The 17986-nt window shown below is 68.5% G+C and carries 18 protein-coding genes; 16 read left to right on the forward strand and 2 right to left on the reverse strand.

All coding sequences use genetic code 11. The features are described from left to right. The first annotated feature begins 170 nt into the window (after positions 1–170). Positions 171–2066, forward strand: a complete 1896-nt coding sequence (locus ACZ5PO_RS00570; protein WP_464189181.1) for a thiamine pyrophosphate-binding protein — start codon at positions 171–173, stop codon at positions 2064–2066. A gap of 18 nt (positions 2067–2084) precedes the next feature. Here ACZ5PO_RS00570 and ACZ5PO_RS00575 read toward each other — a convergent pair whose 3' ends face one another. Continuing rightward, complete coding sequence (locus ACZ5PO_RS00575; RefSeq protein WP_464189183.1) at positions 2085–2978, reverse strand: LysR family transcriptional regulator; 894 nt, start codon at positions 2976–2978, stop codon at positions 2085–2087. 139 nt (positions 2979–3117) lie between these two features. Between ACZ5PO_RS00575 and ACZ5PO_RS00580 the strand changes: the two genes are divergently transcribed. From ACZ5PO_RS00580 to ACZ5PO_RS00635, 12 genes are all read left to right on the forward strand, one after another. After that, positions 3118–4308 (forward strand): arabinose transporter, encoded by a 1191-nt coding sequence (locus tag ACZ5PO_RS00580; RefSeq protein WP_464189186.1) that lies wholly within the window; start codon positions 3118–3120, stop codon positions 4306–4308. A 104-nt stretch (positions 4309–4412) separates the two neighbouring features. Then, positions 4413–4646: a tautomerase family protein gene (locus tag ACZ5PO_RS00585; RefSeq protein WP_464189188.1), complete on the forward strand. Its 234-nt coding sequence runs from the start codon at positions 4413–4415 to the stop codon at positions 4644–4646. Positions 4647–4717: 71 nt separating this feature from the next. Beyond that, positions 4718–5440, forward strand: coding sequence for a RibD family protein (locus ACZ5PO_RS00590; protein WP_464189190.1), 723 nt, complete (start codon positions 4718–4720; stop codon positions 5438–5440). Positions 5441–5723: 283 nt separating this feature from the next. After that, positions 5724–6593 carry a helix-turn-helix domain-containing protein gene (locus ACZ5PO_RS00595; RefSeq protein WP_464189192.1) on the forward strand — a complete coding sequence of 290 codons (870 nt, stop codon included), beginning with the start codon at positions 5724–5726 and terminating at the stop codon, positions 6591–6593. A 194-nt stretch (positions 6594–6787) separates the two neighbouring features. Then, positions 6788–8020, forward strand: a complete 1233-nt coding sequence (locus ACZ5PO_RS00600) for an ABC transporter substrate-binding protein (RefSeq protein ID WP_464189194.1) — start codon at positions 6788–6790, stop codon at positions 8018–8020. Beyond that, positions 8020–8892 carry a branched-chain amino acid ABC transporter permease gene (locus ACZ5PO_RS00605; protein ID WP_464189196.1) on the forward strand — a complete coding sequence of 291 codons (873 nt, stop codon included), beginning with the start codon at positions 8020–8022 and terminating at the stop codon, positions 8890–8892. The genes ACZ5PO_RS00600 and ACZ5PO_RS00605 overlap by 1 nt, the downstream gene beginning before the upstream one ends. Continuing rightward, positions 8889–9893: a branched-chain amino acid ABC transporter permease gene (locus ACZ5PO_RS00610; protein WP_464189198.1), complete on the forward strand. Its 1005-nt coding sequence runs from the start codon at positions 8889–8891 to the stop codon at positions 9891–9893. The genes ACZ5PO_RS00605 and ACZ5PO_RS00610 overlap by 4 nt, the downstream gene beginning before the upstream one ends. Beyond that, positions 9890–10636, forward strand: a complete 747-nt coding sequence (locus ACZ5PO_RS00615; RefSeq protein ID WP_464189200.1) for an ABC transporter ATP-binding protein — start codon at positions 9890–9892, stop codon at positions 10634–10636. Before ACZ5PO_RS00610 ends, ACZ5PO_RS00615 begins: the two co-directional genes overlap by 4 nt. Continuing rightward, positions 10629–11330 carry an ABC transporter ATP-binding protein gene (locus ACZ5PO_RS00620; RefSeq protein ID WP_464189202.1) on the forward strand — a complete coding sequence of 234 codons (702 nt, stop codon included), beginning with the start codon at positions 10629–10631 and terminating at the stop codon, positions 11328–11330. The genes ACZ5PO_RS00615 and ACZ5PO_RS00620 overlap by 8 nt, the downstream gene beginning before the upstream one ends. 125 nt (positions 11331–11455) lie before the next feature. Then, complete coding sequence (locus tag ACZ5PO_RS00625; protein WP_464189204.1) at positions 11456–12655, forward strand: CaiB/BaiF CoA transferase family protein; 1200 nt, start codon at positions 11456–11458, stop codon at positions 12653–12655. Positions 12656–12679: 24 nt separating this feature from the next. Then, on the forward strand, positions 12680–13423 hold the full coding sequence (locus ACZ5PO_RS00630; RefSeq protein ID WP_464189206.1) for an SDR family NAD(P)-dependent oxidoreductase: 744 nt from the start codon (positions 12680–12682) through the stop codon (positions 13421–13423). Between the two features lies 1 nt (position 13424). Beyond that, entirely contained in the window at positions 13425–14072 is a 648-nt protein-coding gene (locus ACZ5PO_RS00635) for a glutathione S-transferase family protein (protein ID WP_464189208.1), read from the forward strand. A gap of 25 nt (positions 14073–14097) precedes the next feature. Here ACZ5PO_RS00635 and ACZ5PO_RS00640 read toward each other — a convergent pair whose 3' ends face one another. Next, positions 14098–15375 carry an FAD-dependent oxidoreductase gene (locus ACZ5PO_RS00640; protein WP_464189210.1) on the reverse strand — a complete coding sequence of 426 codons (1278 nt, stop codon included), beginning with the start codon at positions 15373–15375 and terminating at the stop codon, positions 14098–14100. Positions 15376–15639: 264 nt separating this feature from the next. Here ACZ5PO_RS00640 and msrB point away from each other — a divergent pair, with 264 nt between their 5' ends. The 3 genes from msrB (at position 15640) to ACZ5PO_RS00655 (ending at position 17118) form a co-directional block, all read left to right on the forward strand. Next, on the forward strand, positions 15640–16119 hold the full coding sequence (gene msrB, locus ACZ5PO_RS00645) for a peptide-methionine (R)-S-oxide reductase MsrB (RefSeq protein ID WP_464189212.1): 480 nt from the start codon (positions 15640–15642) through the stop codon (positions 16117–16119). Positions 16120–16155: 36 nt separating this feature from the next. Continuing rightward, positions 16156–16890, forward strand: coding sequence for a peptide-methionine (S)-S-oxide reductase MsrA (gene msrA, locus ACZ5PO_RS00650; protein ID WP_464189214.1), 735 nt, complete (start codon positions 16156–16158; stop codon positions 16888–16890). Between the two features lie 120 nt (positions 16891–17010). Next, positions 17011–17118 (forward strand): helix-turn-helix domain-containing protein, encoded by a 108-nt coding sequence (locus tag ACZ5PO_RS00655; protein WP_464197244.1) that lies wholly within the window; start codon positions 17011–17013, stop codon positions 17116–17118. Positions 17119–17986 lie beyond the last annotated feature (868 nt).

Genomic DNA, 17986 nt, shown 5'->3' on the forward strand with positions numbered 1-17986 from the left:
GCGCGAACGGGGGCCGCCCTGAGGCGTCGGGACATGGGCCACGGCGGCTGCGTCCGTCGGCTACAGCACATCGCGAGCGCCGCTGACGCCTCATGGTCTCCGAGATCGATTGCGATCGCCGCGCGGGCGCCGATGATCGCGCAGCAATGCAGCAATGAAGGAGCGCCCCCTTGTCCGATGACAGCTTGCCCGTATCGCGGCGACGGCTGCTGGCGACCACCGTGGCGCTCGCCGGAGCGGCCGGCGCCAACCTGCTGCCGCCGCGCGCCACGGCCCAGCCTGCCTCCGGCGACGACGCGGCCACCGGCACGGTCACTGTCGCGGACTACATCGCCATGCGCTTGAAGCAATTGGGCTGCGACACGCTCTTCGGCATCCCCGGCGCCACCTGCGATCCCGTCTTCGATGCGGCGCTCCAGGCGAAGCTGTCGGTCGTCGTCACGGCAACCGACCTGGAGGCCGGCTATGCCGCCGACGGCTATGCGCGGCGCAAGGGCCTGGGTGCGGTATCGGTCACCTACGGCGTCGGCATGCTCAGCCTCGCCAACGCCATTGCCGGCGCCTACGTGGAGCGCAGCCCGGTCGTCGTCATCAACGGCGGCCCGAGCCTGTTCGACCTGACGCACTTCAAGGAGGACGGCTCGCTGTTCTCTCACTCCCTCGGCGAGGTGAAGCTGCCGGGGGCCGCGGCCGACGAGGACCTGCTGGCGGACCTGCGCGTCTTCCGCGCCATCACCGCCCACGCCGTGCGGATCACCGCCAAGGAGCGCGCGCCGCGGGCGATCGATGCCGCGCTCAAGGCCGCCGTCGCACAGAAGCGGCCGGTCTACATCGAGATCGCCAAGGATCTGTGGTCGAAGAAGATCGCCGCGCCCGCGGGCCGGCTCGAGGCGCCGGGCGACGCCGGCGGCGGTGAAGCGGGCCTCGCCGCCGAGATCATTGCCAAGCTGCGCGCCGCCCGCCGACCGGCGCTGCTGCTCGGCATCGAGGTCGCCCGCCATGGCCTCGGCGAGCGCGCCACGGCGCTGGTGCAGAAGCTGAGGATGCCCTGGTCGACGACGCTGCTGGCGAAGTCGGTCGTGTCGGAGGACACGGTCGGCTTCCTCGGCACCTACGACGGACCACGGGCGGCGAAGAGCGTGGTCGCCGCCGTCCGCGAGGCCGACGTGCTGCTCGCCCTCGGCTGCGTGCCCGGCCGCCAGTACCGCGAGCTCTACCACGAGCCGCCCGAGCTGATGATCCGCGTCGCCGACGGAGCCGCCCAGATCGGGCGAGCGCGGCGCGCGAGCATCGACATCGGCCGTCTCCTCCACGCGCTGGAAGCCCAGAGCTGGACCCCGGATCCGGCCCACCTCGCCGCCAGCTCGCTGCGCGGCCGGGCGCCGATGCCGGAGCAGCGGCGGCCGGGCCTCCCGGCAGAGGCCGCAGCCGCGGGCGATGCCGGTCTGACCTACGACGAGCTGATGGGCCCGCTGGCCGGCGTCATCGACCCCTCCGTCATCGTCATCACCGATACCAGCGTCAGCATGCATCCGGCTGCCGATCTCCTGATCTCGCGGCGCGGCGGCTTCCTGTGCAATGCGGTGTGGCAATCGATCGGCTATTCGGTGGGCGCCACCATCGGCGTCGGCATTGCCGAGCGTGAGATCGCCGGGGCCCAGCAGCCGCCCCGTCCGCTGGTGCTGTGCGGCGACGGCGGCTTGCAGATGTCGGTGCAGGCGCTGTCGACGCTCGCCCGCCAGCGCATCCCGGCGATCGTCGTCGTGCTGGACAACGGCCTCTACGCCATCGAGCAATGGACGGTGGAGGCCACGCGCGGCATCACCGCCACGGACAGGCGCAGCTTCTTCCAGAACGCAGACGTCAAGGCTATCCCCTACCTCGATCTGCCGCGGTGGGACTACGTCGCCATCGCCAAGGGAATGGGCTTCGCCGAGGCGGAGCGGGTGGACGCCGCGTCGGACCTGCTGCCGGCGCTCCGCCGGGCCAAGGCCGCCGACGCGCCCTATCTGATCGCGGTCCGCATGAAGCAGCGCAGCCTGCCGGCGGAGCTGCGGAGCAGCTGACGGTCGATCGGATCTGCCTCAGCCTCGGTGGCGCAATGCGTCGACCAGCAGGGCAAAGGCGGGCGAAGCCTGGCGGCGGCTCGGGTAGTAAAGGTGATATCCCGCCCAGTAAGGGCACCAGTCTTCCAGCACCCGCGTGAGCCGGCCCTCGGCCAGATAGGGCTCCGCCAGATCCTCCGGCACATGAGCGAGGCCGAAGCCCGCCACGGCCGCGTCGAGGACATGGAAGATACTGCTGAAGACGAGCTGACCTTCCACGCGCACCTTCAGCTCGCGGCCGTCCTTCTCGAACTCCCAGGCGTACAGCCCGCCATGGGTGGGCAGCCGCAAGTTGATGCAGGTGTGACCGGTCAGATCCTGCGGCACCTTCGGCAGCGCACGCTCGCCGAAATAGGATGTTGCGCCGACCACGGCGAAGCGGACCTCGGGGCCGATCCGCACCGCGATCATGTCCTTGGCGATCTGCTCGCCGAACCGCACGCCCGCGTCGTAGCGCTCGGCAACGATGTCGGACAGGCCGTAGTCAACCGTGAGCTCGACCCTGACGTCCGGATAGGCGGGCAGGACCTTCACGAGCTTCGGCCATAGGACCCGATCGATGGCGTAGTCGGTGGCCGTGATCCGGACGGTACCGGCGGGCTTGTCCCGAAGCTCGCTCAGCGCATCGAGCTCGGCCTCGATTTCCTCGAGCCGGGGGCCGACGCTGCGCAGCAGGCGCTCGCCAGCCTCCGTCGGCGCAACGCTGCGCGTTGTGCGCGTCAGCAGCCGAAGCCCGAGTCGTTCCTCAAGCTGGCGAACGGTCTGGCTCAGCGCCGACTGCGAGATCCCGAGCTTCGCCGCCGCCCGGGTGAAGCTCCGCTCCTTTGCGACGGCAAGGAAGGCGAAAAGGTCGTTGATGTTGTTTCGCGACATTCATCAGCAGCACTTATGTATCCATGCCGATTTCACCTTCTAATCGCAAGGCACCGAAGCGGCTAGGTTTTTTGTTGTCGGCCCGGCCCCCTCGCATGGCAGGCCCAGGCCACGAGATCAGATGAGGAAGGCGCGGTCAGTGTCCGTCACGTCGTCGCATGCGCCGTCGGCCCGCGGCCTCGCCCTCACGCTGCTGCCGATCATGGCCGCGGTCTTCGCGGCGTTTCTGATGATCGGTCTCGCGTTGCCGGTGCTCCCGCTGCATGTGCATCAGGGCCTCGGCCTCGGCACCTTCATGGTCGGGCTCGTCGCCGGCAGCCAGTTCGCGGCCTCGCTCGTCGCGCGGGTGTGGTCCGGGCATTATGCCGACAGCCGCGGCGCCAAGCGCGCCGTCGTCGCCGGCCTGCTCGCCGCCGCCGCGGCCGGGCTGCTCTATCTGCTGTCACTCCGGTTCATCGCCGTTCCCGCGATATCGGTGGCGATCCTCCTCGTCGGCCGTGCGCTGCTCGGTGGGGCCGAGAGCTTCGTCATCACGGGCGCGCTCAGTTGGGGACTGGCTCTCGCCGACGCGCAGAACGCAGGCAAGGTCATGGCCTGGGTGGGGACTGCGATGTACGCGGCGTTCGCAGCCGGCGCCCCCATCGGCTCCATGCTCTACGCCGCCGCCGGCTTCGACGCGATCGCACTGGCGAGCACGCTCGTGCCGCTCGGGACGCTCCTGCTGATCAGGCCGCTCCGCCCGGTGGCGCCAAGCCATCGCGAGCCGCCTGCGCTCCTGCGGGTCGCCGGCGCCGTCTGGTTGCCGGGGCTCGGCCTGGCGTTCAGCAGCCTCGGGTTCGGCGCGATCACGGCCTTCATGGCCCTGCTCTTCGTGGAGCGCGGGTGGAGCTCGGGCTGGCTCGCCTTCACCGCGTTCGCCTGCGCCTTCATGGCCGCGCGCATCATCTTCGGGCACCTGCCGGACCGGCTCGGCGGTGCCAGGGTGGCGCTGGTGTGCGTGCTGGTGGAAGCCGCCGGCCAGGCGCTCGTCTGGCTGGCGGCCGGCCCCGTCCAGGCTCTGGCCGGCGCGACGCTCACCGGCATCGGCTATTCGCTGGTCTATCCCGGCCTGGGCGTCGAAGCGGTCCGCCGCGCGCCGCCGCAGAGCCGTGGCCTCGCCACGGGCGCCTATACCGCCTTTCTGGATCTGGCGCTGGGGCTCGCCAGCCCCGCGTTGGGACTGGTCGCCGGTGGCGCCGGGCTGCACGCCGTGTTCCTGGTCAGCACACTCGTCGTGCTCTGCGGCGTCGCGGTCGCGGCACGGCTTCAGGGCGCGCCGCCGGCCGTCTGATCGATTGACTGGAGCAGGCCGGCGATGATCAGTACGGCAGATGACCGCAAGCTTTCGCTCAACGCGGCCCGATCGGCCAGCAGACGCAGCCAGTGGAGCAGGCAATGCCTCATGTGATCGTGAAGCTATACACGGGCAAATCAGAGCGGCAGAAGGCCATGCTCGCCGAGCAGATCACCAAGGCCATCATGGCGGCCCTGAACTACGGCGAGGAATCCGTCTCGGTCGGCATCGAGGATGTCGCGCCGGCGGACTGGGCGGACAAAGTCTACAAGCCGGACATTCTTGGAAAGCCCGACACGATATACAAGAAGCCCGGATATAGCCCGCCCGGTTAGCGGGTGCCCTCTCCCTCCCTCGCGCTTCCGCGCCGCTCTCCATCGTGATGCGTGACAGAAGGTCCCCCCAAATGCGCCCCAGGATCATCTGCCACATGGTCAGCTCGGTCGACGGCCGCCTGCACGTCGACCGATGGACCCCGCCGGCCGCCGGAATCGAGACGACGACCCTGCGGGCGCACTACGATCAGACAGCCGCACGGTTGGGCGCTGACGGATGGATGGTCGGGCGCAACACCATGTCGGAAATCGTCAAGGGCACCGCACGGACGCCGCGGCCGACCACCGGCGATCTGCGCACGACGCATATCGCCGACCGCAAGGGCCGAGACGTCGCCGTTGCCATCGATCCGCACGGCAAGCTGCACTATGGGCAGGACCATGCCGGCGGCGACCACATCGTGGCCGTCCTCGGTCAGCAGGTCTCCGACGCCTATCTCGCCGAACTGCGCGAGGACGGCGTCTCCTATCTGTTCGCCGGCCCCGATGGGCACGACCTGCCCGGCGCCATGGACACGCTCGGCGAGACCATGGGCGTCAGGACGCTCCTGCTCGAGGGTGGCGGCCTCATCAACGGCGCCTTCCTGAAAGCCGGACTGATCGACGAGATCAGCCTCCTCGTCTACCCGGCGATTGACGGGCTGGCCGGCATATCGAGCATCTACGAGTACGTCGGCGGCGCGGACGAGCGGCCGGCGGCTGGCCAGTCGCTTCGCCATATGGCCACGGAGACCCTGGCGGGCGGCATGGTCTGGCTTCGATATGCGGTCGAAAAGAGCCCGCACGCCGGCTAGATCCTCCCATCCAATCGGATGACATCATCTGATCGGATAGAATGATCCAACTCCTTGAATCTGAAGCGCTTCGCGATCGGCGACAGCCAAGCTCAGCAAGGTTGCCACTCTAGGTGTTTGAGCATGATCTTGCCCAAAAACCGGTATCCACTTTTTGGGATCATGCTCTAGCGGCTCGCGCGTCCAAGACAGCGGGATGACGCGCGGCCTTGCTTCATTCCGATTTAGAACCTAGGCTTGCTCTGACACGATGTGAGCTCTCTCGTCGCATCCGGAGCTTCCCATGGTTCAGGCTGACGCGGGCTTTGTCCGCGAGGTCGGCGGCACCCTCGCCTCCTCGGTCATCACGCGCACGCCGACGATGCGTATCGAGGTTCTGCGCCGCGAGGCGAACAACTGCATGTCCTGGCATTTCCGCCAGCCCGAGCTGTGCCTGTTCTGGTTCGTGAACGGCGCCGAACGGCTGAAGGCGACCGTCGACGGCCGGCCTGTCGATCAGGTCTTCCGGGGCAGGAACCGGCTCGCCATTTTTCCGGCGGCCGTGGAGATCGAGGGCGAGTGGAATGTCGGCCCGGTGCTCGACTACGTCGTCGTGTTCCTCAACCCCGGCTTCGTCGGCGGCCGGCTGCGCGACGACATCGCGTGCTCGACGATCGCGTTCGAGCACGACGGATTGACGCGCGGGCTCGCCGAGCTCAGCCGCGAGGCGGCGGCGCCCGACGATCTGTTCGATCTCCTGGCGGACGGTTGGGCGACACAGGCGCTCGCCCATATCTCGCGCGTCAGCCGGCGGGAGACGCCGTGTGCGAAGGGCCTGCGCGGCGGCATCACCGCGAAGAGCCTGCAGCGGATCGACGACTACCTGCGGTCCGACCTCGCGCGCCCGATATCGCTCGCGGACCTTGCGGCCATCGCCTGCCTGAGCCAGCGCCATTTCATCCGCGCCTTCCAGGAGAGCATGGGCAGCACGCCCTACCAGCACGTCCTGGCGCTGCGCATCGAGGACGCCAGGCGCCGCCTGTCGGCGACCGACGAGACGATCACCGACATCGCACTGGCGACCGGCTTCGGCCACGGCCAGCATTTTTCCACGCGGTTCAAGCGGGCGACCGGCATGACGCCGTCCCGGTACCGTCAGCAGCATAGCGCCTGAGCCGCGCTGCGCGTCCGCCGCGCCGGAGGCCGACGACAACACGACACTTTTGCGTACATCCCGGCGCAAAGCTGCAAGCCCGGCTCCGACGCAGCAGGCTATCACGGTCTCACAACGACAATCCGGGCTGAGCTGCCTCGCGGCGCCGCCAGGGCCGAACGGGGCGTACGAGCCCCGTCGCAAGGGAGATCGAAATGTCCAAGCCCGTCCGGGCATCGGTCCGTGCCGTCCTCGGCACGACGGCGATCGTCGCAGCTTTGGCAGGCCCGGCGCTCGGCCAAAGCAAGAGCCAAGACAATAGCCAAGACAACGGTCCGATCAAGATCGGGCTGATGCTGCCCTACAAGGGCGTCTACGCGGTTCCCGCCGAAGGCATCGACCGCGGCTTTCAGGTGGCGCTCGCCGAGCACGGCGGCAAGGTCGCCGGCCGCGCCATCGAGATCATCCGCGCCGACGACGAGCTGACGCCGGGCGTAGGCGTGCAGAAATTCAACAAGCTCACGCAGCTCGACAAGGTCGACCTCGTCGCGGGCGTCGTCAGCTCGAGTGTTGCGATCGCGATTTCGGAGCTTGCCGACCGCAGCAAGACGCCTATGGTCTTCGTGAATGCTTTCGCGGACGAGATCACCGGCAAGTTCTGCAGCCCCTACGTGGCGCGCACCTCGTTCAGCGCCAACGGCTTCCAGTACAATTCGGGCAAGTACTGGGCCGGCAAGGGCATCAAGACCGCCGTCATCATCGGCCCGGACTATTCGGCCGGCCACTCGTTTCTCGGCGCCTTCAGGCGCGGTTTCGAGGAGGCCGGCGGCAAGGTCGTCCAGGAAATCTGGACCCCGTTCCAGAAGACCAAGGACTGGGGCGCCGCTCTGACCCAGGCCAGCAACTCCGGTGCCCAGATCATCTACGCCTTCTATGCCGGGGCCGAGGCCGTCCAGCTCGTCAAGCAGCACGCCGATTTCGGCCTGCGCGAGAAGATGCCGCTGATCGGCGACCAATGGGTCTACGACGAGGCACTCTGGCCGGCGCTCGGCGACCTCGTGCTCGGCGCGCGCCACATCACCGTGCACTTCCCCGGACTGCAGGGCGAGACCAACGCCAAATTCGTCGACGCCTACCGGACGATGTTCAAGGCCGATCCGGACGTGAATGCATCGCTCGGCTACGACAACGCCAAGGCCATTCTGCTGACGCTCGACAAGCTGGGCGGGCGCATGCCCGAGGACCGTGCCCAGTTCATCTCGACCATGCGCGGCCTCACCTTCGCGGCTCCGCGCGGAACCATCCGCTTCAACGCGCAGAACAGCGCGCTGCTGGAGAAGGTCTATGTGGTCGACATCGTGAAGGGCCCCGACGGCAAGCCCGAGCGCCGCTTCGTCGACGCCTTCCCCGGCGCCGACGACCTGCCGGGCTGCACGAAGTCCTTCTGATGCTTCTTCTTCAGCTTCTGAACGGTCTTCAGCTGAGCATGCTGGTGTTCCTGCTCGCGGTGGGACTCACGCTCATCTTCGGGCTCATGAACACGCTCAATCTGGCGCACGGCGCCTTCTTCACCCTGGGCGCCTATGCGGGGCTCGTCGTGGCGCAGGCGAGCGGCTCGTTCTGGCTGGCGCTGGTCATCGGCCCGCTCCTGCCGTTCGCGGCCGGCTTCGTGCTCCAGTATGTCGTGTTGCAGCCGCTGGCCGACCGCGGCCGGTCCACCCACCTGGACCTGGCGCTGCTGACCTTCGGGCTGTTGTTCGCCACCGCCGGCGCGGTCGAATACTGGTTCGGCTCGGCCTTCTACAGCATCGCGACACCGGATATATTGAACGGCCGCGTGACGCTGCTCGGCGCGTCCTATCCCGTCTACCGCCTGTTCATCATCGGCGTGGGCCTGGCCGTCGCGGCAGCGCTGTTCCTCGTCTTCGACCGCACGCTGATCGGAGCGACGTTGCGCGCCGGCGTCGACAACCGCGAGATGGTCACGGCACTCGGCATCAACATCAAGCTCCTCTTCGCGGTCGTCTTCGGCTGCGGCTCGGCGCTGGCGGGCTTTGCCGGCGTCATCGCCTCGCCGGTCACCAGCATCTATTCGACCATGGGCCTCGCCATCGTCGTCACGACCTTCGTCGTCGTGGTGGTCGGCGGCCTCGGCAATCTCAAGGGCTCGTTCGTGGCCGCCCTGATCGTCGGCATGGTCGACACGCTCGCCCAGGCCTACGTGCCCGAGGCCGAGCTGTTCGCGGTCTACGCGCTGCTGATCCTGGTGATGATCGTGCGGCCGCAAGGCCTGTTCGGAACCGTGAGCAGGGTGTCATGACGGAAGAAGCCGCCGATTTCGGTCGTACCGCCCTGATGCCGGCTTCGCCCGCCCGGACCACGCTGCCGTTCGCTTGGCCCAAGGCGCTGGGCGCGGTCGTGCTGGTGGCGCTCGCAGCACTCCCCGCCGTCGTCTCCGGCTATCCGCTGACGCTCGCCGTGGAAGCGATGATCGCCGGCGTGTTCGCCGCCGGGATCAGCCTGCTGATCGGCGTGACCGGGCTCGTCTCGCTCGGCCAGGCCATGTTCCTGGGCCTCGGCGGCTACGGCATCGCTATCGGCACCGCGCTGCTGGGCTGGCCGCTGTGGATCTCGGTGCCGATGACGCTCGTCGTGGTGACGCTGATCGCGGCGGCCATCGGTGCGGTCTGCACTCGCACGCGCGGCATCGAGTTCCTGCTGATCACGCTCGCCTTCTCGCAGATGTTCTACGGCGCGGCCATCAAGCTGCGCTGGACCAACGGCTCGGACGGCATGTCGGGCATCCCGCGCCCGGACCTGTCGATGGTCGGCCTGAGCGCCGACAGCCCGGTCGGCTTCTACTATTACATCCTCGCCACCGCGCTGCTGGTGGCCCTGCTGCTCGGCCGCATCGTCGCCTCGCCCTTCGGCGGCGTCCTGATCGGCATCCGCGAGAACGAGCGGCGCATCACCGCCATGGGCTACGCGGTGACACGTTACAAGATCGCCGCCTTCGCGCTGTCGTCGATGATCTGCGCGGTCAGCGGCATCCTGCAGGCCCAGTACACCTATTTCGTCAATCCGGATTCGATGAGCTGGCAGCTCAGCGGCGAAGGCGTGCTGATGGTCATCATCGGCGGCGCCACCGCCGTCGCCGGGCCCTTCGTCGGCGCCGCCGCATTCGTGCTGGTCAAGCAGGGGCTGGCCATGGTGACCGAGGAATACAGCCTGTTCTTCGGCATCTTCTTCATGCTCGTCGTCATCTTCTTCCGCGACGGCATCGCCGGCACGCTGCGGCGGCTCCTGGAGCGGCAGCCATGACGGCGCTCGAGATCCGCAAGCTGCACATGGCCTTCGGCGGCCTTCAGGTCATCAACAACCTCGACCTCGAGATCCCCGCCGGCCAGCGCCACGCGGTGATCGGCCCCAACGGCGCCGGCAAGACGACGCTGTTCAACCTGATCACGGGCTGGCTGGCGCCGACGAGCGGCGAGATCCTGATCGAGGGCCGCCCCGCGCCGGCGGGCCGCCCGCACCTCGTCGCCCGCCGCGGACTGACCCGCTCGTTCCAGAAGAACACGCTGCTCGAAGGCGTGACGGTGCTCGACAATCTCTGCGTCGCCTGCCAGGCGTTCCGGCGCTCACGCCACGCGCTGCTGCGCCCGCGCCGCGCCTTCTCGGACGTCACCCGCAAGGCGCGGGAGGTGGCCGAGCTGATGCACCTCGGCGGCGTGCTCGACCGCAAGGTGGCCGAGCTGCCCTACGGGCAGAAGCGGCAGCTCGAGGTGGCCATCGCGCTCTGCGCCGAGCCCAAGATCCTGCTCATGGACGAGCCGGCGGCCGGCACATCGCCGGCGGAGCGCGACAACCTCGTGCGCCTGATCAACGGCCTGCCGCGACACCTCACCATCGTGCTCGTCGAGCACGACATGGATGTCGTCTTCGCCACCTGCGATCTCATCACCGTCCTGAGCTACGGCAAGGTGCTCGCCACCGGCACCAGGCAGGACATCCAGTCCAACCAGCGCGTCATCGACGCTTATCTCGGTCATAACCATGCTTGAGGTGACCGACCTTCACACCTACTACAGCCAGAGCCACGTGCTGCAGGGCGTCGACCTCTCCGTCGGCGCAGGCCAGTGCGTTGCCGTGCTCGGCCGCAACGGCGCGGGCAAGACCACCACGCTGCGCTCCGTCCTCGGCCTCACGCCGGCGCGCCGCGGGCGGATCACCTTCAAGGGCCGCGACATCACGCGCGCGCCGACCTACCGCGTCGTTCGCGCGGGCATTGCCTTCGTTCCCGAGGATCGCGGCATCTTCCCCACGGTGACCGTCGACGAGCATCTGAGCATGGCCCATCGGGCCGCCGGACAGCGCACGGGGCGCCGGACGGCGGACGAGATCTACGGCATCTTTCCGCGCCTGCGCGAACGCCGCCGCAGCTTCGGCGGCCAGCTCTCGGGCGGCGAGCAGCAGATGCTGGCGATCGGCCGCGCCCTGACCACGGGCCCGGACCTGCTGATCCTGGACGAGCCGAGCGAGGGGCTGGCGCCGGTGATCATCGAGGCGCTGGAGGCCGTCCTCGTCGACATCAAGCGGAGCGGCATCCCCATCCTGCTCGTGGAGCAGAACTACCATCTGGCGACGCGGCTCGCCGACCAGGTCTACGTGCTCGGCCAGGGCCGCGTGCAGTTCTCAGGTGGAACCAATGCTTTGATCGACAACGAGGACATCAGGCGCACCTATCTGAGCGTCTAACTCATGCTTCGCCGGGCATGGCTCATGGACGACGAGATCATGCTCACAACAGTCATTCGGGCCGGGATCGCAGTTGAAGGCCCTCATCCCCGCCCCGCGCTGAAAGTCATGAAGGAAGCAACACCATGCCAGGCCCACTCCAAGGCGTCCGTGTCCTCGATCTGACCGGCGTCGTCTCTGGACCGCTCGCCACCATGCTGCTCGCCGACCAGGGCGCCGACGTGCTCAAGATCGAGCCCCCCGGCGGCGACATCACCCGCCGCAGCCGCGCCACGATCGACGCGGCCGGAGAGTTCTCGGCGCTGTTCATCTCGTCGAACCGGGGCAAACGGTCGCTCGCCATCGACATCAAGAGCGAGGCCGGGCGCGAGGTGCTGGCCAAGCTGGTGGCCGAGGCGGACGTGCTGGTGCAGAATTTTCGTCCTGGCACCATGGAGCGGCTCGGCCTCGGCGCCGACGAACTGCGCCGGCGCCATCCGAGGCTGATCTACGTGTCGATCAGCGGCGTGGGCGAGACCGGCCCCTACGCCAAGAAGCGGGTCTACGACCCGATCATCCAGGGCCTGTCGGGCCTTGCCGACATCCAGTCGAACCCGTCGACCAACCGGCCGCAGATGATCCGGACCATCCTCGCCGACAAGACGACGGCGGTGTTCACCGCGCAGGCCGTGGCGTCGGCGCTGTATGCCCGCGAGAAGACCGGCCAGGGCGACCACATCCGCATTGCCATGCTCGACGTGATGCTCGCGCATCTGTGGCCCGAGGGCATGATGCAATACACCGTCGTCGGCAAGGAGGCGGCGGTCGGCGACCCCAACGACCGGCCCGACCTCGTGTTCAAGACGGTGGACGGCTACATCACCGTCGGCACCATCTCCGATTCCGAGTGGCAGGGCTTCTGCCGGGCGACCGGCGACCCGGCGCTGGCGGCGGACGAGCGCTTCGCCACGCCCACCGGACGCGCCCTCAACGCCACCGCCCGCATCCACAGGATGGCGGACTACATCGCCAGCCACACGACGGCGGAATGGCTCGAGCGGCTCGATGCGGCCGACGTTCCCTGCGCGCCGATCCTGCGCCGCGGCGAGATCGTCGGCCACGAGCAGGTGGTGGCGCGCGAACTCATCGCCGAGCTCGAGCAGCCGACGGTCGGCCGTGTGCGACAGCCCAAGCCACCGGCACGGTTCGAAGAGCGCGCGGCCGCGATCGGCGGCCCGGCGCCGCGCATCGGCGAGCACAGCCGCCAGGTGCTGCAGGACCTCGGCTACGGCGACGAGGCGATCGACGCGATGATCCGCAGCCGCGCTGTCCGCGCCGCGAACTAGCCGAACCGATCGGGAGGGAGAGCCATGTCAGGATCCAATCAGGTCGCCCTGCTCGTCGGGGCAGGCGACGCCATCGGCGCCGCTGTCGCGCGGCGCTTCGCTGAAGGGGGCTACACGGTCTGCGTCGCGCGGCGCGAGGCGGAGAAGGCTCAGGCGCTGGGCGACGAGCTCAAGGCCAAGGGCGCCGCATTCCATGCGTTCAGCGTCGATGCGCGCAAGGAGGAGGACGTCCAAAAGCTGTTCGCGGACGTGGAGCGCGACATCGGCCCGGTCGCCGTCACGCTCTTCAACGCCGGCTCCAACGTCAACAAGCCGCTGCTGGAGACCACCGAGCGGCTGTTCTTCAAGGCCTGGGAGCTGGCCTGCTACGCCGGCTTCCTGGTCGGCCGCGAGGCGGCTCGGCACATGGTCCCGCGCGGCCGCGGCACCATCCTGTTCACCGGCGCCACGGCCAGCATGCGCGGCGGCAAGGGTTTTGCCGCCTTCTCGTCCGCCAAGTTCGGCCTGCGCGCGCTGGCCCAGGCCATGGCGCGGGAGCTGGGGCCGCAGAACATCCACGTGGCCCATCTCTTGATCGATGCCGCCGTCGATAGCGAGGCCATTCGGCGGCGCGTGATGGCGGAGCGAGGCGTCGACACGGCCGACATGCCGGCCGACAGCCTGACCAAGACCTCGTCGATCGCCGACGTCTACTGGTTCCTGCACAACCAGAGCCGCGACGGCTGGACGCACGAGCTCGACCTGCGGCCCGGGCGGGAGACGTGGTGACATGCCCGACAAACTGCTGCTCTGGGGAGTCGGCACCAGCCGCACCGTCCGCGCCCACTGGGCCCTGCACGAGCTCGGCCTCGACTATGACGTGCGGCCGATCCTGCCCCGATCCGGCGAGACCAAGACGCCGGAATACACCGCCCTGAACCCGAGGCAGAAAATCCCCCTGCTGCAGGACAGAGCCCTGACCATCGGCGAAAGTGCGGCGATCGTCGCCTATCTGGCGAACAGATATTCGAACCCCGGCCGAATCCTGTTGCCTTTGGACAGCGATCTACACGCCAAGTGGCTGGAGTGGTGCTTCTTCATCGTGACGGAGCTCGACTCCACCAGCCTGTACGTCATGAGACGCCACGGCACGAACAAAGGGCTCGCACACATCTACGGCGAGGCGCCCGCCGTGGTGGCCAAGGCCGGCGAATACTTCAGGGAGCAGCTCCGCCACGTCGACGTCGCATTGTCCGACGGGCGGCCCTACCTGTTGGGAGACCAGTTCACGACGGCGGATATCCTGCTCACCACCTGCCTGACCTGGGCAATCGACTATGGCGTGGGCGTCTGCGACACCGCCATGCCCTATCTCGAGCGCACCACGGCGAGGCCGGCCTACGTCGCAGGCTCGCGCGCCAATTTCGCGGAGATCTGAGGCGCTCTACACCTGACGCCTTTGATTAGATCGTCAGGTTCTGGCGCACGCATCTGGCCCGCCCGGCGAAGATATCGGCAGCGCGCTTCAGGATCGTGTCGTAGGCGCCGTCGTCGGAGGGCGCTCCGGCCTCGTTGTACTCGTACGTACCGCCGACGACGATGTCGTTGCTCCGGGCAAAGAGGTAGGCCGCGTCGGCGTCGCAGCCGCCGCTGAAGAAATACTTGAGCTTGTTCGGGTTGTTCAGGATCACCAGCTGGCCACGGATCGGCACCACGTTCTGGTCGCAGAACAGCGCCCCCGCGCCGAGCCCGGTGCAATTGACGATGATCTCGGCCGGTAGCGCACGCACGTCGTCCACCGTGCGCAGCGCGCGCGGCTCGAACCGGACGGCGGCCTTGCGCAGCTCCTCCGCGAGCCGCGGCAGGAGAATGGTCGGATCGATGAGCCAGGTCCGGTATTCCCGCCCCTGCACGGCCTTCAGGTGCGCGAAGGGAAGCAGCCCCTCGGTGGGGGCGGCGATGACCGAGCGCGGCGTGCCGCGATCAAAACCCTCCGAGCCGATGGCGTCGCCGTCCTCGTCGTAGCGCCGCAGCGTATAGTTCCGCCGGGCGAAGATCCCGTAGGCCGCCGCCTTGCCCGCACCCTGGATCTGCCGGAGCCGAGCGGCCGACCGCGCCACGAGGTCGTGCAGGATGTCGATCCTGTGGTCGTCCTCGTCCTCCGACCAATACTCGCGCCAGATGCCGGAGGGCTCGAACTGCCCGCCGGCGACCCACGACGTGGTGGCGGTGACGTCGACGTGGTGGCGGCGGTTGACGTTCTTGGCGTAGATCGTCACGTCGAGCTGCGGGCGCCAGCGCTTGAGCTCGCTGGCGACGGTCAGCCCGATCACGCCGGCGCCGATGACCGCGACGGACACGCGGCGCGCCGGGCGCCGCAGCGTCTGCGTGACGATGCTGTCGACGTGACCCTTGACCACGTCGGCGCAGCCGAAGGCGAGCGTGATGCCGCCGCCGCCGTGTCCGTAGTTGTGGATCAGGTACTTGGGTCCGGACGGCGTCTCCAGCGGGCGCGCCTCCCGCTCCAGGCGCACCCCGCCGCGGCGGTGGGGCCGGATGCCGAACCGGTAGGGGTTGGGCGCCAGCTTGTCGAAGTCCGGCGTCGGCAGGATCTCGCCGCCCCGCAGCGGCCTGGGCGCGGCCGCCGTCGCGCGGTCCTGGGCCCAGGCCAGCGGCGGCTGGCTGGCAAGCGCCGCGCAGGTCAGCAGGAATTGCCGCCGAGAGGGGAGCAGAAGCGACATTGGTGCCGTCCTCGCCTGCCGCCACCCGGCATACATCCGAGCAAGATCCCGTGATCCCGCGGCCTATGCGCTTGATCAGGCCACAGTGGCCTACCAATCTGCTGTGTGTTCCGGCACGCGCACGTTCTTTTGCCCTGCCCGCGGCCGAAACGGAATCCGGAGTGTAACCGGACCGGCATTGCAGCCGAATAGGCGTCTGAGGAGCGGCCCCCGCGTAGCGAGCATCCGGGATCCGCGAGGTACACCGATCGGAGCTGCCCGACCATGATTGCGAGGCGTCATCTTCTCCTGGGCGGATCGCTGGGCCTCATTGGCGCCCTGGCGCGGCCCAGGCTGTCCCGGGCCGAGACGTTCCAGGTCTCCTACAGCGACGAGCAATGGCGCAAGCGGTTGCCGGCCGACCGCTACGCCGTGCTGCGCCGGAGCGCGACCGAGCCGCCGTACAGCAGCCCGCTGCTCGACGAACACAGGCGAGGCAACTTCGCCTGCGCCGGCTGCGAGCGCGATCTGTTCTCATCGACGACCAAGTTCGACAGCGGCACCGGCTGGCCGAGCTTCTGGGCGCCCCTCGACGGCGCCGTGGGCACCACCAGCGACAGCTCGTACGGCATGCGCCGCACCGCCGTGCATTGCAGCCGCTGCGGCGGCCACCTGGGCCACGTGTTCGACGACGGCCCCAAGCCTACCGGCCTGCGCTACTGCATGAACGGCCTCGCCCTGGCCTTCAAGCCGCTCGCCGCCTGATCCATCGCCATCCCCATGCGAAGACCGGAGCCGCCCATGACCGCCGCGATGCCCCCTCGCCTCACCGACATGACGCCTCGGCGGCGCCGGTCGGCCGCGCTCCTCGCCGTGCTGCTCGCCGGCGGCTTGGCCCTCGTCACGTCGCGGGCGACGGCGGACGGCGTCCGCGCCGTCCCGGCGCCGACGCTCGACCAGCCGGCCGGCAACGTCGCGGTTCTCGCCGGCGGTTGTTTCTGGGGCGTGCAAGGCGTCTTCCAGCACGTCGACGGCGTCACCAGCGCCGTGTCGGGCTATGCCGGCGGCGACAAGGCGACGGCGCATTACGAGATGGTCGGCAGGGGATCGACCGGCCATGCGGAGGCGGTGAAAGTCACCTTCGATCCGCGCAAGATCAGCTACGCCCGCATCCTGCAGATCTACTTCTCCGTCGCCCACGACCCGACCGAGCTCAACCGCCAGGGCCCGGACACCGGCACGCAGTACCGCTCCGCGGTGTTCCCCGCCAACGCCGAGCAGGCGCGGGTCGCGAACGCCTATATCGCCCAGCTCAACCAGACCAGGGCCTGGGGCGCGCCCCTCGCCACCAAGGTCGAGCCGGGCCACGCCTTCTACGCAGCGGAGGCGTACCATCAGGATTTCCTGACCCGGAACCCCACCTACCCCTACATCGTCGTCAACGACCTGCCGAAGATCGAGGCCTTGAAGCGGCTGTTCCCGAGTGACTACCGCGCCACGCCGGCGCTCGTCGCAGCCCAGGGCGCGACGAACTGACCGGCATCTCGGGTCGTGTCCCATCTGATGGTGTAGCTCGACGGTAGCGGAGGCGACCGACCGCGCTCTCATCATGAAGGGCTGTAGCGGTCGGTGGCCGGAGGGGTGCATCGCGGTGCCGTGTTGCGGATGCGAAATGAAGGAGCCGGCGTGGCTGCGATTGCTCGCTCGATCGGATGTTCGCGTATGCAGGTTTACCGAATTCTAAACCCAAATAACGCCCTCTAGCCACAAAGCATACGAACACACGAGCCAGCCAACCTCATCCGGTCTTGAACCAATTGTAGTCGGGCGTCACGACTTCGAACTCCTCAGCCTACCAAGGACCAGAAGGCCACCATTGGGGTGGCGCGGCGCTGCGGGACTAGCCGGCAACCTGTCGACCCGCGCGTTATCTCGCCCCACTTCCCGGCGGAGATCGTCCGAATCGGGGTCGAGGGCTTGCGCGAGCTAGCTGTCATGGCGCGGCGAGGATGCCCTTGCAACAATTCATCTGAACGCGGTCGTGCAGAATAGCGCCGACATCCTGCGAGCCACGGCGGCGAGCCGACCTCGAGCCGGTCACTCGACCGCGTGCCGCTGTCAGGCGGGCGGAAGCGGACGGTTGAGCCGCGCAAACCCGAGGCCGGAGATGACTCAGTCGGCAATCTCCGAGCCGTCAAGGCAGGCTGAGGGGCGGGCCACGTGTCTGCTCCCGGTGGTCCGAGCCCAAGAGCACTAGACCGAGCACGAAGGCCGGCGGATGCAAAAGGTGGGCACCTTTGAGCTCCCGGCCCGTCGTGTTGCTGGGCGAGGTTCTGCACGGGAGGGCGGCCGCGCACACCCCTTGAGCCCACGTTTCGGGCTGCAGGTGGTGTCAAGCGGCGAGCTTCGCCCGCGGCTGGCGACCTTTCGAGGCCGCTCTCTCCAAAAGTGGCCATGTGGCCCCGGGATCGTCCGCCGGCCGCCACCGTCGCAATAGACAGTGGCGGCGTGATGACCGCCCGATCGTCGAAAGGCCCCCAAATCGGGCCCACTCCTGCCCGTGTCGGCCCTTGCGGGGATGGGCGGCCTCCGGCTACGTTTCCGAAGGGGGGCACTCATGAAGATTGCAGTC

It is taken from the genome of Chelatococcus sp. KU-N122 (assembly GCF_055391085.1).

Bases quoted from the DNA above. Each gene is read 5' to 3' on its own strand.
- ACZ5PO_RS00575 (WP_464189183.1), bottom strand. From the start codon at position 2,978: ATGTCGCGAAACAACATCAACGACCTTTTCGCCTTCCTTGCCGTCGCA.
- ACZ5PO_RS00585 (WP_464189188.1), top strand. From the start codon at position 4,413: ATGCCTCATGTGATCGTGAAGCTATACACGGGCAAATCAGAGCGGCAG.
- ACZ5PO_RS00590 (WP_464189190.1), top strand. From the start codon at position 4,718: ATGCGCCCCAGGATCATCTGCCACATGGTCAGCTCGGTCGACGGCCGC.
- ACZ5PO_RS00595 (WP_464189192.1), top strand. From the start codon at position 5,724: ATGGTTCAGGCTGACGCGGGCTTTGTCCGCGAGGTCGGCGGCACCCTC.
- ACZ5PO_RS00600 (WP_464189194.1), top strand. From the start codon at position 6,788: ATGTCCAAGCCCGTCCGGGCATCGGTCCGTGCCGTCCTCGGCACGACG.
- ACZ5PO_RS00605 (WP_464189196.1), top strand. From the start codon at position 8,020: ATGCTTCTTCTTCAGCTTCTGAACGGTCTTCAGCTGAGCATGCTGGTG.
- ACZ5PO_RS00610 (WP_464189198.1), top strand. From the start codon at position 8,889: ATGACGGAAGAAGCCGCCGATTTCGGTCGTACCGCCCTGATGCCGGCT.
- ACZ5PO_RS00615 (WP_464189200.1), top strand. From the start codon at position 9,890: ATGACGGCGCTCGAGATCCGCAAGCTGCACATGGCCTTCGGCGGCCTT.
- ACZ5PO_RS00620 (WP_464189202.1), top strand. From the start codon at position 10,629: ATGCTTGAGGTGACCGACCTTCACACCTACTACAGCCAGAGCCACGTG.
- ACZ5PO_RS00625 (WP_464189204.1), top strand. From the start codon at position 11,456: ATGCCAGGCCCACTCCAAGGCGTCCGTGTCCTCGATCTGACCGGCGTC.
- ACZ5PO_RS00630 (WP_464189206.1), top strand. From the start codon at position 12,680: ATGTCAGGATCCAATCAGGTCGCCCTGCTCGTCGGGGCAGGCGACGCC.
- ACZ5PO_RS00635 (WP_464189208.1), top strand. From the start codon at position 13,425: ATGCCCGACAAACTGCTGCTCTGGGGAGTCGGCACCAGCCGCACCGTC.
- ACZ5PO_RS00640 (WP_464189210.1), bottom strand. From the start codon at position 15,375: ATGTCGCTTCTGCTCCCCTCTCGGCGGCAATTCCTGCTGACCTGCGCG.
- msrB (WP_464189212.1), top strand. From the start codon at position 15,640: ATGATTGCGAGGCGTCATCTTCTCCTGGGCGGATCGCTGGGCCTCATT.
- msrA (WP_464189214.1), top strand. From the start codon at position 16,156: ATGACCGCCGCGATGCCCCCTCGCCTCACCGACATGACGCCTCGGCGG.